The sequence below is a fragment of the Agromyces sp. Soil535 genome, assembly GCF_001428255.1.
Taxonomy (GTDB): domain Bacteria; phylum Actinomycetota; class Actinomycetes; order Actinomycetales; family Microbacteriaceae; genus Agromyces.
In genome coordinates, this window is record NZ_LMRW01000009.1 from 76,162 (window position 1) to 89,396 (window position 13,235).

A 13,235-nucleotide genomic window follows, 5' to 3' on the forward strand; every position below is an offset into this window, starting at 1 on the left:
AGGTTCACGGACGACCGGTCGGCCGCCCACCCGATTCGATGTCCGCAAGAACGGTGCGAGCCGCCCAGACAACCGCTTCCGCCGCATCATCCGTTTCAAGTCCGACGTCATCGGTCAGGACTTTCCACGAGATGGAGCCCGTGAGGAGCTTGATGATCCCGTAGACCCGCTCCTGCTCCTTCGCTGGAAGGTCAGGGTTGATTCGGCTGACAGCCCGCCGGAGGAGTTCGCTGCGCTCGCGGCTACTGTCGGAGACAGTTCCCATCGCGGTGCGCGCGATGAGCCACGCTCGAGCGAGGTCGGGATGTTGCGCGAGAAGGCGAAAGAGCTCGCCGACCAGGCCCGAGAGGGAATCAGCAGTGAGCGACCCGGGCAGAGGCATCAGGCCGGCGCCGCGCAGGACCTCGCTGACCTCGTCACCCAGGCCCTCCAGCAACTCCTCGCGCGTGGAGAAATAGCGGTAGAGCGTACGCAGCGAGACCTGGGCCTCGTCGGCGACCTGTTGCATGGAGAACTGGTGGATGCCTGCGCCCAGCACCACCCTGCTCGCAGCATCGACGATCAGGCTGCGAGTCAGTCCGCGCTGGCGTTCACGCAACGGGGATGGGACAACTGACAGGCTCATGCGCTTCTCTGCACTCTTCGACGCTTCTTGACACAAAGTGTGTCACGTGCTGGCTCAGCGGTCAAGCACCTCTGTCGTTTCTTCGGCGTCGATCAGCGCCGACTTCCGGTCTTCTCCTCCTCCTGTCTTCTCGTCAGGGCACGATGTGCCCGGCCGCCCGGAACAGCTCGTACCACTCCGCCCGGGTGAGCGGGATGTCGGAGCCCTGGGCGGCACCGGCGACGCGCTCGGGACTCGTCGTGCCGAGCACGACCTGCATGTTCGCCGGGTGGCGCGTGATCCACGCGGTGGCGATGGCGATGGGCGGCATGTCGTAGGCGTCGGCGAGCCGGTCGATCACGGCGTTGAGCTCCGTGTACTCGGGCGAGCCGAGGAACACGCCCGTGAAGAAGCCGGCCTGGAACGGCGACCACGCCTGCACGGTGATGTCGTGGAGCCGGCAGTAGTCGACGATGCCGCCGCCGTCGAGCGTCGCCGACTGGCCCTCGGCGATCATGTTCGCAGCGACCCCCTGGGTGATGATCGGCGCGTGCGTGATCGAGAGCTGCAGCTGGTTGGCCACGATCGGCTGGCGCACGTGCTTCTTCAGCAGCTCGATCTGTCGCGGGGTGTGGTTCGACACCCCGAACGCGCGCACCTTGCCCGCGGCCTCCAGCTCGTCGAACGCGCGGGCGACTTCCTCGGGCTCGACGAGCGCGTCGGGCCGGTGCAGCAGCAGGATGTCGAGGTATTCGGTGCCGAGCGCCGCGAGCGAGCCGTCGACCGACTCCATGATGTGCTCGTACGAGAAGTCGAAGTACGGGCCGTTCCGCACGATGCCGGTCTTCGTCTGGATCGTGAACTCGGCTCGCTCGGACGGCGAGAGTCGCATCGCCTCGGCGAAGCGGCGTTCGCAGTCGTGCAGTTCGCGGCCGTAGACGTCGGCGTGGTCGAGGAAGTCGATGCCGGCGTCACGAGCCGTGCGCACCAGCTCGCGGATCTGATCGTCCGTCTTGTCGGCGATGCGCATGAGGCCGAGGACCACGTTCGGTGCGACGATCTCGGTTCCTGGCAGGGTGAACGTCCTCATGCGGCGGCGCCACCAGCCGCTGCGGTGCGACCCGACAGTGCGTCGAGCTCGTCGTGGGAGAGCACGAGCTCGACGGCGCGCGCCGAATCCTCGATGCTCTCGGGGCGCGACGCCCCGGGGATCGGAATGACGACCGGCGCGAGGGCGAGTTCCCACGCCAGCGCCACCTGTTGGGGGCTGACACCGTGGGCGTCGGCGACGTCCTGGAACGCCGAGTGCTGCCGGCCCACCTCGGCCGCGCGACGGATGCCGCCGAGCGGCGACCACGGCAGGAACGCGATGCCGAGCGCGGCACAGTGCTCCAGCTCGACGAGGCTCGAGCGGAGCGCGGGCGAGAACTGGTTCTGCACCGACACGAGCCGGCCGCCGAGGATCTCGTTCGCCTGGTCGATCTGCGCGACGTTCGCATTCGAGATGCCGGCCTGCTCGATGACGCCCTCGTCGAGCAGGTCGCGGATGGCGCCGACCGAGTCGGCGTACGGCACCTTCGGGTCAGGGCGGTGGAACTGGTAGAGCCCGATGGCGTCGACGCCGAGTCGGCGTGCCGAGGCCTTCACGGCCTCCTTCAGGTATTCGGGGCGCCCGTCCTGCGTCCAGGTGCCGTCGCCGGGGCGGAGGTGCCCGCCCTTCGTCGCGATGAGCACGGCCGAGGTGTCGCCGCCGAAGGAACGCACGGCGCGCGCGATGAGCTCCTCGTTGTGGCCGACGTCGTCGGCGTGCAGGTGGTAGGCGTCGGCCGTGTCGATGAGGGTGACGCCGGCGTCGAGCGCCGCGTGGATCGTGGCGATCGACCTTGCCTCGTCGGGGCGTCCCTCGATCGACATGGGCATGCCGCCGAGTCCGATCGCGCTGACCGAACGAGTTCCGATGGTTCGTTGCTGCACGGATGAACCTTTCCTGTCGTGGGGTTGCGTCTCACCCTAAGGAAGCTCAAGCTAGAAGTCCAACAACTACATTCGATGGTATTGAGAAGCGGAATCGATCAATGGACCTGCGCCAGATGGAGTACCTCGTCGCCCTCGCCGACGAACAGCAATTCACCCGCGCCGCCGCCGTCTGCCACGTCTCGCAGTCGGGACTCTCCGCGGCCATCCGCAGCCTCGAGGAGGAACTCGGCACCACGCTCTTCTCCCGAACCACCCGCCGGGTGGAGCCGACGGACGCCGGGCTCGCACTCCTCCCCTACGCCCGCACGATGCTCGCCCAGTCCGCCGCAGCGCGCGACGCCGTGGTGCAGGCCACCCGAGAACTGTCGGGCGAGTTGCGCGTCGGCGCCGAGCAGTGCCTGGGGATCGTGGATGTCCCGTCGCTGCTCGAGCGATTCCGCCGCCGCTACCCGCTGGTCGACATCCACTTCACGCAGACCGGATCTCATGACCTTGTCGAGCAGGTGCGTGACGGCGATCTCGACCTCGCGTTCGTCGCGATCACCGACCACCTCACCCGCGTCACGCGAACAGAGCTCGGGCGGTGGCCGGTCGTGCTCCTCTGTCCACCGGAGCATCCGCTCGCCGCATCCGCTCACGTGGAGTGGTCCGACCTCCGCGAGCAGGATTTCATCGACTTCCAGGAGTCGTGGGCCGTGCGCTCGCTCAACGACGCCGCCTGCGCCACGCACGGCGTCGGCCGGCGGGTGCGCTGCACGGTGAACGACGTGCACACGCTCCTCGACCTCGTGCAGCGTGGCCTGGGCGTGGCGCTCGTTCCGCAGCACGTCGCGTCGAAGCCCCAGGCGACCGGGCTCGTCGCCGTGCAGCTCCCGCCGAGCGAGGCGCCGCAATGGGTGGTGTCGGCCATCACCGGCAGCCCGGCTGCGGCATCCGCACCGCTGCTGCTCGAGATCCTCGACGCCGAGCTGCGGCGCCGCGACGTCGCCCCGAGCGAGGAGCCTGTCGGCGTCGCGGCCGCATCCCGCTGATGGGCGCCTTCCGGCTCACACGCCGATCGTGAGCGCCGCCGTATACCCGGCCGACACCGATCCCGACATGGTGGCGATCTGGTGGATGCCGCCGTCGTCGCCGAACACGTTGTCGCTCGCGAGGCTCACCTGCGACACGTTCCGCACGCTCTGCTCGTAGCCCGACGTGGCGTAGACGAGGTCGTTGACCTCCTGCGGCAGCGCGATCTGCGAGGTCTTCACGATGGGGCCCGAGGCGACGGCATTCGCGACATCCGAGTACACCTCGAAGTGGATGTGCGGCCAGCGTCCCGAGTAGCACGCCGGGTAGATCGAGGTGAACCGCACCGTGCCGGTCGCGTCGGTCTCCTGCACCCCGCGGAGGTAGTTCTCGTTCTCGAGCCCGTTCGAGTACAGCGAGTAGTTGCCGTCGCGGTCGCAGTGCCACAGGTACACGCCGGCGCCGACGAGCGCGCTGCCCGTCGCAGCATCCCGCACCGTGAGCGCGATGGTGAGCGGCACGCCCTCGGCGACCGTCGTCGACGAGCCGAAGCTCGAGCGGATGTCGCTGCGCACGATGCCCGAGTCATCAAGCACGTTCACCCCGTTCGACCCGTCACCGGGATACGGGCCCCCGGTCTCGTCGGGCACTTCGGTGATCGGGCCGGATGCCTCGGCCGTCGGCGTCGCGGTCGCGCTCGGGGCGGTCGTCGTGGCCGTGGCGCTGGCCGACGGCTCCGTCTCGGGGGCGGCGCACGCGGCGAGCAGGGCGGTCACGCCGATGCCGCCGAAGAGCCCGAGTGCGCGACGGCGGTCGACCAGCGTGCGGATGTCGTAGACGAGACCGCGGTGGTCCTCGTCGATCTCGTCGCCGTGCTCGTCGATCCAGCGGGGGTCGGTCTTGGTCTTGGTCATCGTGGCCTCCTCGTTCGGTGTGAGGACAGGCTCACGGAGCGGGATCGGTGCCTGCAGTGTGCCAGCAATGAAGTCCCTATGCGCGGACCGAGTGAACGCCGGTGCGTGCCGCTCAGGCGGAGAAGGCCCGCTCGACCCAGCGGCGGCTGACGTGCACGCTCTCGTCGGGGTCCATGGACGCCCGGTCGACCTCGATGATGATCCAGCCGCCGAAGTCCTCAGGCAGGGCGGCGAGGGAGGCGTCGAGATCCAGGTCGCCGAGGCCGGGCTCGCGGAACAATCCCCGGTCGACGGTCGAGCGGTAGTCGGTCGGATGGGCGCGGCTCTCGGCGGCGATCGCGAGGTCGAGGTCCTTCAGGTGCAGGTCGACGATCCGGTCGCGGTGCCTGGCCAGCATCCCGACGGGGTCGATGCCCGCCCAGGCGAGGTGCCCGAGGTCGAAGGAGGCGCCGAGCAGGCCGTCGTCGACCTGGTCGAGCACGTAGTCGATCTCGTACTCGGTCTCGACCCAGGTGCCGACGTGGTTGTGCAGTCCGGGCCGCACGCCCTCGGCGGTGAGGATCAGGGCGGCCTCGGCGAGCACCTCGACGACCCGGTCGAGGCGGTCCTGGTCGAAGTCCGCACCCACTGCCGACCTGGTGAGCGTGCGAGCGGCGCCGTCCCATGTCATCTCAGGCGCGAGGAACACCGTGCCGACTCCGAAGTAGTTCGACTCCTCGGCGGCGCGACGGACACCATCGAACCAGCGCACCCACTCCGCGCTTCCCGACGCGAGCGTGACGCCGTGCTCTTCGGGCAGGCCGACCTGGCAGTAGCCGGGCGCGAGCCGCAGGTCGGCTGCGCGCACCATCCGCTCGTAATCCTGCAGCGTCTGGGTGTCGAGCACCTGCATCATCACGGCGTCGAAGCCGCCGCCACGCACCTTGCCGAGCACGCCCGGGTACTCCGATCGGAAGGCCGGGTCGGCGAAGAGCCAGAGGTCGGCGCTCGACGGGTCGTCGGGGCGCTCCTTGATGTTGATCCACTGGATCGGGTTCAGCGCGATCCGTGCACGGTCGATCGTCATTGGATGGCTTCTCTCTGCGGCATCCGGAGCCGCTCGGTCACTTGAGCCCCGTCGCCGCGATGCCTTGGATGAAGTACCGCTGGAGGAACAGGAAGAGGATGAGCACGGGCAGCAGCACCACGATCGCCCCGGCGAGGAGCAGTCCGTACGCGGTCGTGTTCGAGGCCTGCGATGCGGTCGCGAGACCGACGGGCAGCGTGAACACCTCCTCCGTCTGGGCCACGACCAGCGGCCAGAGGAAGGAGTTCCACGACGCGAGGAACGTGAAGATCGATACGGTCGCGATCGCCGGGCCGAGGAGCGGCAGGAAGACGCGCAGGAAGATGCCGAACTCCCCCGCCCCGTCGATGCGGGCCGCCTCGAGGAGCTCGTCGGGGATCGACAGCGCGAACTGCCGCATGATGAACACGCCGAGCGGCATCACGAGCATCGGCGCGACGATGCCGGCGAGGGTGTTCACCAGCCCGAGCTGCACGGTGATGAGGAACTGCGGCACGAACAGCGCGACATACGGAACCGTCATCGCGACGAGCACGCAACCCATGAGGAGCCCTCGCCCCCGGAACGGCAGCTTCGCGAGCGCATAGCCCGCCATCGAGCAGAAGAGCACGTTCGCGAGCACCGTCACGGCCGAGACGATGATGCTGTTCACGAGGTAGGGGCCGAACCCCTCCTCGGTGAAGAGCACGATGAAGTTGTCGAGGTTCGCGAAGCTCTCGGGCAGCCAGCCGCCCGGGTTCGACATGAACTCGCCCTGCGTCTTGAACGCCCCGAAGGCGACCCAGGCGAATGGCAGCAGCATCAGCGCGCTGACGAGGCAGAGGGCCAGGTACAACCCCGATTCGCGCACTACGTGGAGACGATTCACTGCTTCGGCCTCAGCATTCGGAACTGGATGACGCAGATGACGAGCACGCCGAGGAGCAGCACGATCGAGCCCGTCATGGCGTTCGACATGTTGCCGAAGCCGAACTGCTCGTAGACCCACAGCGCGACCGACTTCGTCGACCCGAGCGGCCCGCCATCGGTCACCAGGAACGGCTCTTCGAAGATGTTGAGGTACATCACGCTCATGAGCACGGTCACGAGGAGCGTCGTCGGGCGCAGCAGGGGCAGGGTCATCTGGAAGACGCGCCGCCAGTAGCCGGCGCCGTCCAGGGATGCCGCCTCGTGCACCTCCTCCGGGATGGACTGCAGGCCGGCGAGGAACAGCACCATGCAGGTTCCCGTCGTCCGCCAGATCGTGAGCAGCAGCACGACGAAGAGCGCCGTCGTCGGAGTGCCCAGCCAGTTCGGACCGACGATCCCGAGATCGGCGAGGAAGCTGTTGATCGGCCCGTTGAGCGTGAACGCGTACTGCCAGACGACGGCCGCCGCGACGATGTTCGCGATCACCGGCACGTAGATGATCGCCCTGAAGACCGAACGGGCCCGACGGATGCCGCTGTCGAGCGCGAGTGCGAGCAGGAAGCCGATCGCCATCGTGGCGGGCACTCCGATGCCCACGTAGATCACGGTGTTCAGCGCCGACCTCAGGAAGTCGGGCGCCGTGAGCACCGTCTGGAAGTTCTCCAGGAAGACGAAGTTCACGCCGAACGGGTCGCGCAGGTCGGCGACACCGATGTCGGTCATCGTGAGGACGACGGCCGTGGCGGCCGGCACCGCCGTGAACACGGCGAAGATCACGACGAACGGCAGCACGAACAGCCAGGCGATGCCGGCGTGAGCCGGCCTCATCCGTCGGGCGCGTACCCGCCGGAGGGAGCGGTGCACGGGCACCGCCCCCACCGAGGTGGTCTGGAGGGCCATCGGCTACTCGATTCCCGTGCCGATCGCCTCAGCCTGCGCCTGCGCTTCGGCGAGCGCCTCCTGAGCGGATGCCTCGCCGCGGGCGACGCGCTCCATCTGCTGTCCGATGATCGCTCCGACCTCGCTCCATGTCGGCACGGCGGGAACCGCGACGGCGTGCGGGAGGGCGTCGCGGACGGCGGCGAGCAGAGGGTTGTCGGCGATGACCGGCTCGTCCCAGGCCGCTTCCGTCGTCGGCAGGTTGCCGAAGGTCTCATACCAGGCGACCTGCACGTCGGGCTCGGCGAGGTAGCGGGCGAGCTTCCAGGCGGCGTCCGCGTTCGCGGCGTCCTTCAGTACAGCGAGGCTGCCCCCGCCGAAGTTCGCCGAGACGGTGCCGTCGGGGCCCGCGGGCGGCACGATCGCGCCGAGGTGCTCGGCGGACCAGCCCTCGCCGTTCGCCTCGTCGAGGAAGCCGGGGAACCACGGGCCGTTGCCGCCGGCCACCGTCTGGCCGGAGGTGAACCACGGCACGGTGTCCAGGAAGAGCGGGCCATCCGGGCTCGCGTCCGCCTCGGCGAAGAGGGAACCCCAGAACTCGAGCGCCTCGACGTTCTCGGGCGCGTCGATCGTCCAGGTGGCGAGGTCGTCGCTGATCAGGCTGCCGTCGTTCTGATGGACGAGGGCATCGAGGGCCTGGGCGGAGTAGGCGTCGTAGCCGACGTCGAGGCCGAGGGGGGTCGGGTGACCGGCCGCCTTCAGCTGCTCGGCGAAGGCCAGCGTCTCGTCCCAGGTCGTGGGCGGTGTGGCGCCGGCCTGCTCGACGAGGTCCTTGCGGTAGAACCAGACGTTCGCGTATGCGTACCAAGGCACGGCGTGGGAGACGCCGTCGACGAGCGTGCCGTCGTACGCGGCCTCGAAGAAGGCGTTGGCGTCGACGAGACCATCGGGTACGGCGGCGAAGCCGCCCGTCGCGAGCATCGTGCTCTGCGTCTGGGAGTAGAGCATGGTGAGGTCCGGGACTTCACCCGAGGCGATCGCCGTGGTGAGCTTCGTGTCGAGCGAGTCGGACGGCACGTTCGTGAGCTCGATCTCGAGGTCGGGGTTCTCCGATGCGAACTCGTCGAGGAAGCCCTCGAGCGCGTCCGCTTCGCCTGAGCCGATCCAGAGGCTGAGCGTCCCGGTGGCGGGCGCGTCGTCGATCGTGATCGAGGCGGCGGGATCGGCATCGCCGTCGCCGCGCCCGCACCCGCTGAGCAGCAGGGCGGCGGCGACGGCCGACGCGGCGACGGCGAGCGCCCTGCGCTGCCGTGAGGTCGTGGTGAACATCGTGGGGGTCCTTTCGGGGGGCCGAGGAGAGCGGTGCGAGGTGAAGGTCGAGGTGAAGCTGAGGCGATCCGGCGATTTATCGGGGGTTGTTTCGTTATCGCCGAGCGGCTGACGAAGCTCGATGCGGATGGTCGAGGAGCGGGGAGACTCGGTCTCAGGTCTTGAGAGTAGAAGGGTTTGCCCGTCCGGCGTAGACGGAGGAGCGAGAGTTTACGGGCGGGAAACGCCCGGAGCAATTTTGTTACTACCTAGAAATATTCGACTGGCCGACTGCGACGGGCGCGCGTCGGCTTCGGGCGCCTCCGCCGACGACCGCGCGGCCTGCCCGCACCGCGGTCACCATGCCCGTCAGCGTGGAGTTGCCGACGACGGCCGTGGGCACCGTTGCGCCGCCCGCGAGATAGAGGTTCGAGAACCCCCAGACCCGCCCGACGGGGTCGCAGACCGAGGTCCCGTCATCCGTCGGACCGGATCGGGCGGTCCCCGTGAAGTGCAGCGATGAGCCCGCCGGCAGCAGCGCGGAATCGCGCTCCGGCCGGAAGTCGCCGAGCGCCTCGCCCGCGGCGCGTTGCGCCGAGACCGCCTGTTCGATGAGTGCGCGGTCGGCCTCGGAGTGCGCGAAGCGCACGGTGATCCGCGGCAGGCCCGCGACATCCCGGTCCGTCTCATCGAAGACCAGCCGGTTGTCGGGGTCGAGCCGGGTCGGCACGTACAGCGAGAGGCCGACGGAGTAGGCCAGGCGCGCGCCGGTCTCGTCGAAGTAGAGCCGGTCCATGATCTGGCCGTGGAACGGCTGCGCTGGGCCGCTGTGCGGCAGCCAGTACGAGCCCGCGACCCATTCGTCCGGTCCCGGATCGGGGATCTCGTCGAGTGCGACGTCGAGCCGCCCGAGGTCGGCGATCACCTGCCCGGTGAGGAACGCGTGCTCGTTCAGGTACCGGCCGAGGGCCGGCGGCCGGATCCCCGACGCGAACAGCAGCTGCGGCGTGCGGATCGGGTCGGCCGCCACGACCGTCGTGCGCGCCTCGATCTCGTACTCCTCGCCCGTGGCGACCTCGCGCACGCGGGCGCCGCGCACCGTGGCGCCGTCGTGCACGAGCGCCACGGCGAGGGTGCCGGTGGACAGTGCGAAGTCGTCATCGTCGGGCGCGCTCATCCGCGGGAGGATGCGGTTCGGGCCGGTGCGCGGCAGCCGGCCGCCCACGCTCGGAGCGACTGCCATCGGCATTGTGCGCGGACGGCGTCCCTCGGCACTCGCCGCCCCGAAGACCCCGTCGAGCACGTCGAGGATGCGGGCGCCGACGTTCGTGATGCCGAAGGGTGCGTCGTGCACGCCGAGCAAGCGCTCGGCGTCGCGGAGGTCACGCTCCCACGCGTCGGGTCCGTCGAACGCGAACACCTCGTCGCCCCACGGACGCGGCGTGGCGGCCGTCCAGTGCACTCCCATGCCACCCGCGTTCCAGGCGAACGCGCTCGCCGGCATCTCGGCGGCATCCTCATCGAAGGAGGAGAGGTGGTACATGCCAGGGGTCACGCTCCGGAGCTCGCCGCTCACCGGCGGCGTGACCTGGGCGCCGAGATACAGGGACTGGATGCCGGGTGACGCCTGCTCGATGTAGGTGCGGCGCACGGCCTCGTCGGCGAGGTCGTGGAGGTGCTGACCGGGTGCGTCCCCGATCGGCACGCCGCCGTCGATCATGCGGATGCGTGCGCCCGGCGACCCCTCCTGCACGATCCTCGCTACGGCGGCGCCCATGAGGCCGCTGCCCACGATGAGGACGTCGACGGGGGGTGGCACGTGCGGCATGAAGGAGCTCCCGAGTTTCGCTGAAGTATTGCTACTTTGCAGCATAACTATGGGATGTTTCGTCATGATGTCGCGGGCTTCTGTAGGTTCCGGCGGAACTCGTCCGATTCCGTGGGTACTTGTCATCTAAGTGTCCAATTGGACATTTGTCCTCGCGAGACCGCCTACGGAGGCTTAGGACTGTGGCGGTTGAGGCGCCCGGCTGAGGGACCGCCTTGCGGGCGGCGTCTGCAGTTTCCCTAGACTCGACCGTGTGATCAGCAAGGTCAGCGGCGCGTACTCCCGGCGGGCAGCGGAGTACACCGATCTCTTCGGGTCGATGAGCGCCGTGCATCCCTCAGAGCTGGTGATCGATGAGATCGTTCCCCTCGTCGAATACCGAACCCAAGGCGAACTCTGCGATTCGTGTCCCGACTCAAACTGCACCCAGCGATGACCGATTTCGCACCCAAGCCCGCGTCGACACCCAGAGCGCCCCTGGCGCAAAGCGAGCTGTATTACGGATCGGGAGGGAACGCATTTCGCGAAACACTCGTCCGCCAGGACCTGGTAGCCGCGACCCAGTCCGCCGGACTTCGGAGGAACCACGTTCTATCCTTTGTACGCAATGATCGATCCCTGAGGGGACAAGGGCGATGCGAGAGCTCGACTTGGGCCCGACTTCGAATCCCGTCTCGATCCTGCCGCCGGCCCCCAATCGCCATAATGGATGTGTGCAGCAACGCATTGGTCGGTTGACGACGACCGATGGCGCCGATATTGCGTATGCCTCGATCGGTGCCGGCCGCCCGCTGTTGTACATCACTGGCTGGCTCAGTCATCTGCAGCTGAGCTGGGAACTGCCGGAAGAGCGGGCCTTCTACGAGAGCCTCGCGACGGGCTGCCGGCTCGTGCGGTACGACCGAGCCGGCTGCGGGTTGTCCGCAGCATCTGATCGACCACCGTCAATGGCGTATGAGCTGGAGCAGCTGGCCGGAGTCGCCGAGACGCTCGGTCCGGAGCCTTTCGACTTGATGGGCACGTCGATGGGCGCGCTGGTCGCGGTGGCTTGGACCGTAGCGCACCCGGAATCAGTCCGGCGGCTCGTGCTGTACGGCGGCTGGGTATCCGGCGCGAACATCTCCCCACCCAGCGTGCGCGACCACGTTCTCGGGCTGGTCGAGTCGCACTGGGGTCTCGGCTCGGACGTGCTCACCGACATCTTCGCCCCCGATGCCCAAGCCACGGCACGAGAGGAGTTCGGCCGCTACCAAAGGGCAAGCTCGACCGCCGCCACCGCCCGCTCGCTTCTGGCGCTGAGCTACGACCTCGACGTCACTGACCTCCTTGCGCAGGTCCGCGCCCCGACGCTGGTGGTGCATCGTGCCCAAGACCGGGCCGCTCCCGTCGAGCAGGCTGCAGCACTGGCTGACGGGATCCCCAGCGCGCAGCTGGTGGTGCTGCCTGGGCGCTCGCATCTGCCGTATGCGGGTGATGCGCAGGCTGTCGTGGCGCCGATCCGCCGGTTCCTCGGCTTGCGCAGCCTGCCGCGCGGTCCCCGAACGCTGACGGCCCGGCAGACCGAGGTCGCGGCGCTAATCAGCGACGGGTGTACGAACCGCGAAATCGCCACGCGGCTGGGCATCGACGAACGGTCCGCCGAGGGTCATGTCGAACGAATCCGCCTGCGCCTTGGCTTCAAGTCGCGAGCGCAGATCGCGGCGTGGTATGTCGGCCGGCGCGACGAGTCGGATCGGTGAAATGAGGTAGTTCCACGCCTGAAAGAGCCGACGGGGGCGTGCACTCTGGTGTCATCGACAACGAGACACCGCTGGAGCAGACAGTGGCCGAGACCACAACGATCACCCCGTCAGAGACCGGGTTCAAGCAGCACGCCGTGCGCGGCCGATTCAATGCCGCGTTCTTCCGAGTGATGGATCCGTACATTGAGTGGAACCTTCGCAGTCGTAAGCAGCGCGTGTTCTCCGGGCTTCCTCGCGAGGTCGTCGAGATCGGACCGGGCGTGGGCGCCAATATCCGATACCTCCCCGCCGGCAGCACCCTCGTGGCCATCGAACCCAACCGGTACATGCACGGCCCGCTGCGGGATGCGGCGCACCGACACGGCGTGCAACTCGACCTGCGCGAGCGCATGGCCGAGCAGACGGGCCTACCCGATAGCAGTGCGGATAGCGTGATCTCTTCGCTGGTGCTCTGCTCGGTGCAGAATCCAGCTGCCGTGCTCGCCGAGGTACGGCGCATCCTGCGCCCGGGTGGCACCTTTCGATTCCTCGAACACGTGCTGGCCAGGACCGCAACGCCGACCCGCGCGGCCCAACGGGTCCTTCGCCGCCCGTGGGCCTGGATCTTCGAGGGCTGCTCGTGCGAACGAGACCTGGAGCAGTCCGTGCGCGCCGCGGGATTTGAGAGCGTGACGATAGACCGCTACCGCCTCCACACCCCGTTCCTTCCGTTCAATACCCACATCGCCGGCATCGCGCAGGCGTAGAACTACCGATTCTGGGTGTGTCCACAGCGTGCCCACCCCAGTCGCGACGCGTCCGCATGCCGATCCTCACATGGACGCTCGTCCTGTCCTGCGAGGGCGATGCATCCAGCTGTCGATGATGACTCGCAGACGCCGCCTCGTGTGGTCGAATCGGTCAGCCGTTGACGGTCCAGTGCCTGTCCGAGGTCGGCGTGGAGGGCGGCGAGGTCGTCATGGCCGGTGTCGTGCAACCTCCGGCGGCGTATAGGCCT

General features: G+C 68.4%; 13 protein-coding genes. 4 read left to right on the top strand and 9 right to left on the bottom strand.

Annotation, left to right across the window (positions count from 1 at the left end):
• Positions 1–4: 4 nt before the first annotated feature.
• From ASG80_RS08625 to ASG80_RS08635, 3 genes are all read right to left on the bottom strand, one after another.
• On the bottom strand, positions 5–625 hold the full coding sequence (locus tag ASG80_RS08625; protein WP_082589977.1) for a TetR/AcrR family transcriptional regulator: 621 nt from the start codon (positions 623–625) through the stop codon (positions 5–7).
• 133 nt (positions 626–758) lie between these two features.
• Positions 759–1,694, bottom strand: a complete 936-nt coding sequence (locus ASG80_RS08630; protein ID WP_056729769.1) for an aldo/keto reductase family oxidoreductase — start codon at positions 1,692–1,694, stop codon at positions 759–761.
• Positions 1,691–2,578, bottom strand: a complete 888-nt coding sequence (locus ASG80_RS08635) for an aldo/keto reductase (protein WP_056729770.1) — start codon at positions 2,576–2,578, stop codon at positions 1,691–1,693. The genes ASG80_RS08630 and ASG80_RS08635 overlap by 4 nt, the downstream gene beginning before the upstream one ends.
• A gap of 101 nt (positions 2,579–2,679) precedes the next feature.
• Here ASG80_RS08635 and ASG80_RS08640 point away from each other — a divergent pair, with 101 nt between their 5' ends.
• The gene (locus tag ASG80_RS08640) at positions 2,680–3,612 is read left to right on the top strand and encodes a LysR family transcriptional regulator (protein WP_082589979.1); all 933 of its coding nucleotides are present in this window, start codon (positions 2,680–2,682) and stop codon (positions 3,610–3,612) included.
• A 15-nt stretch (positions 3,613–3,627) separates the two neighbouring features.
• On the opposite strand, the gene ASG80_RS08645 is transcribed toward ASG80_RS08640, so the two are convergent.
• The 6 genes from ASG80_RS08645 to ASG80_RS08670 form a co-directional block, all read right to left on the bottom strand.
• Positions 3,628–4,506 carry an intradiol ring-cleavage dioxygenase gene (locus ASG80_RS08645; protein WP_082589981.1) on the bottom strand — a complete coding sequence of 293 codons (879 nt, stop codon included), beginning with the start codon at positions 4,504–4,506 and terminating at the stop codon, positions 3,628–3,630.
• Between the two features lie 112 nt (positions 4,507–4,618).
• The gene (locus tag ASG80_RS08650; RefSeq protein WP_056729771.1) at positions 4,619–5,572 is read right to left on the bottom strand and encodes a sugar phosphate isomerase/epimerase; all 954 of its coding nucleotides are present in this window, start codon (positions 5,570–5,572) and stop codon (positions 4,619–4,621) included.
• 37 nt (positions 5,573–5,609) lie between these two features.
• Complete coding sequence (locus tag ASG80_RS08655; RefSeq protein ID WP_235508248.1) at positions 5,610–6,422, bottom strand: carbohydrate ABC transporter permease; 813 nt, start codon at positions 6,420–6,422, stop codon at positions 5,610–5,612.
• A gap of 14 nt (positions 6,423–6,436) precedes the next feature.
• The gene (locus ASG80_RS08660) at positions 6,437–7,381 is read right to left on the bottom strand and encodes a carbohydrate ABC transporter permease (protein ID WP_056729772.1); all 945 of its coding nucleotides are present in this window, start codon (positions 7,379–7,381) and stop codon (positions 6,437–6,439) included.
• A 3-nt stretch (positions 7,382–7,384) separates the two neighbouring features.
• Positions 7,385–8,689, bottom strand: coding sequence for an extracellular solute-binding protein (locus ASG80_RS08665; RefSeq protein ID WP_056729773.1), 1,305 nt, complete (start codon positions 8,687–8,689; stop codon positions 7,385–7,387).
• A 244-nt stretch (positions 8,690–8,933) separates the two neighbouring features.
• Positions 8,934–10,487 (bottom strand): GMC oxidoreductase, encoded by a 1,554-nt coding sequence (locus tag ASG80_RS08670; RefSeq protein ID WP_200952532.1) that lies wholly within the window; start codon positions 10,485–10,487, stop codon positions 8,934–8,936.
• Positions 10,488–10,749: 262 nt separating this feature from the next.
• Here ASG80_RS08670 and ASG80_RS08675 point away from each other — a divergent pair, with 262 nt between their 5' ends.
• From ASG80_RS08675 to ASG80_RS08685, 3 genes are all read left to right on the top strand, one after another.
• Complete coding sequence (locus ASG80_RS08675) at positions 10,750–10,932, top strand: hypothetical protein (RefSeq protein ID WP_056729775.1); 183 nt, start codon at positions 10,750–10,752, stop codon at positions 10,930–10,932.
• 277 nt (positions 10,933–11,209) lie between these two features.
• On the top strand, positions 11,210–12,235 hold the full coding sequence (locus tag ASG80_RS08680) for an alpha/beta fold hydrolase (protein ID WP_056729776.1): 1,026 nt from the start codon (positions 11,210–11,212) through the stop codon (positions 12,233–12,235).
• 83 nt (positions 12,236–12,318) lie between these two features.
• Positions 12,319–12,984 (top strand): class I SAM-dependent methyltransferase, encoded by a 666-nt coding sequence (locus tag ASG80_RS08685; protein ID WP_056729777.1) that lies wholly within the window; start codon positions 12,319–12,321, stop codon positions 12,982–12,984.
• Positions 12,985–13,235: the final 251 nt, after the last annotated feature.

What these genes read in the sequence shown, in the direction of transcription:
- ASG80_RS08660 (WP_056729772.1), bottom strand. Translation starts at nt 7,381, where the DNA reads ATGGCCCTCCAGACCACCTCGGTGGGGGCGGTGCCCGTGCACCGCTCC.
- ASG80_RS08625 (WP_082589977.1), bottom strand. Translation starts at nt 625, where the DNA reads ATGAGCCTGTCAGTTGTCCCATCCCCGTTGCGTGAACGCCAGCGCGGA.
- ASG80_RS08630 (WP_056729769.1), bottom strand. Translation starts at nt 1,694, where the DNA reads ATGAGGACGTTCACCCTGCCAGGAACCGAGATCGTCGCACCGAACGTG.
- ASG80_RS08640 (WP_082589979.1), top strand. Translation starts at nt 2,680, where the DNA reads ATGGACCTGCGCCAGATGGAGTACCTCGTCGCCCTCGCCGACGAACAG.
- ASG80_RS08665 (WP_056729773.1), bottom strand. Translation starts at nt 8,689, where the DNA reads ATGTTCACCACGACCTCACGGCAGCGCAGGGCGCTCGCCGTCGCCGCG.
- ASG80_RS08650 (WP_056729771.1), bottom strand. Translation starts at nt 5,572, where the DNA reads ATGACGATCGACCGTGCACGGATCGCGCTGAACCCGATCCAGTGGATC.
- ASG80_RS08645 (WP_082589981.1), bottom strand. Translation starts at nt 4,506, where the DNA reads ATGACCAAGACCAAGACCGACCCCCGCTGGATCGACGAGCACGGCGAC.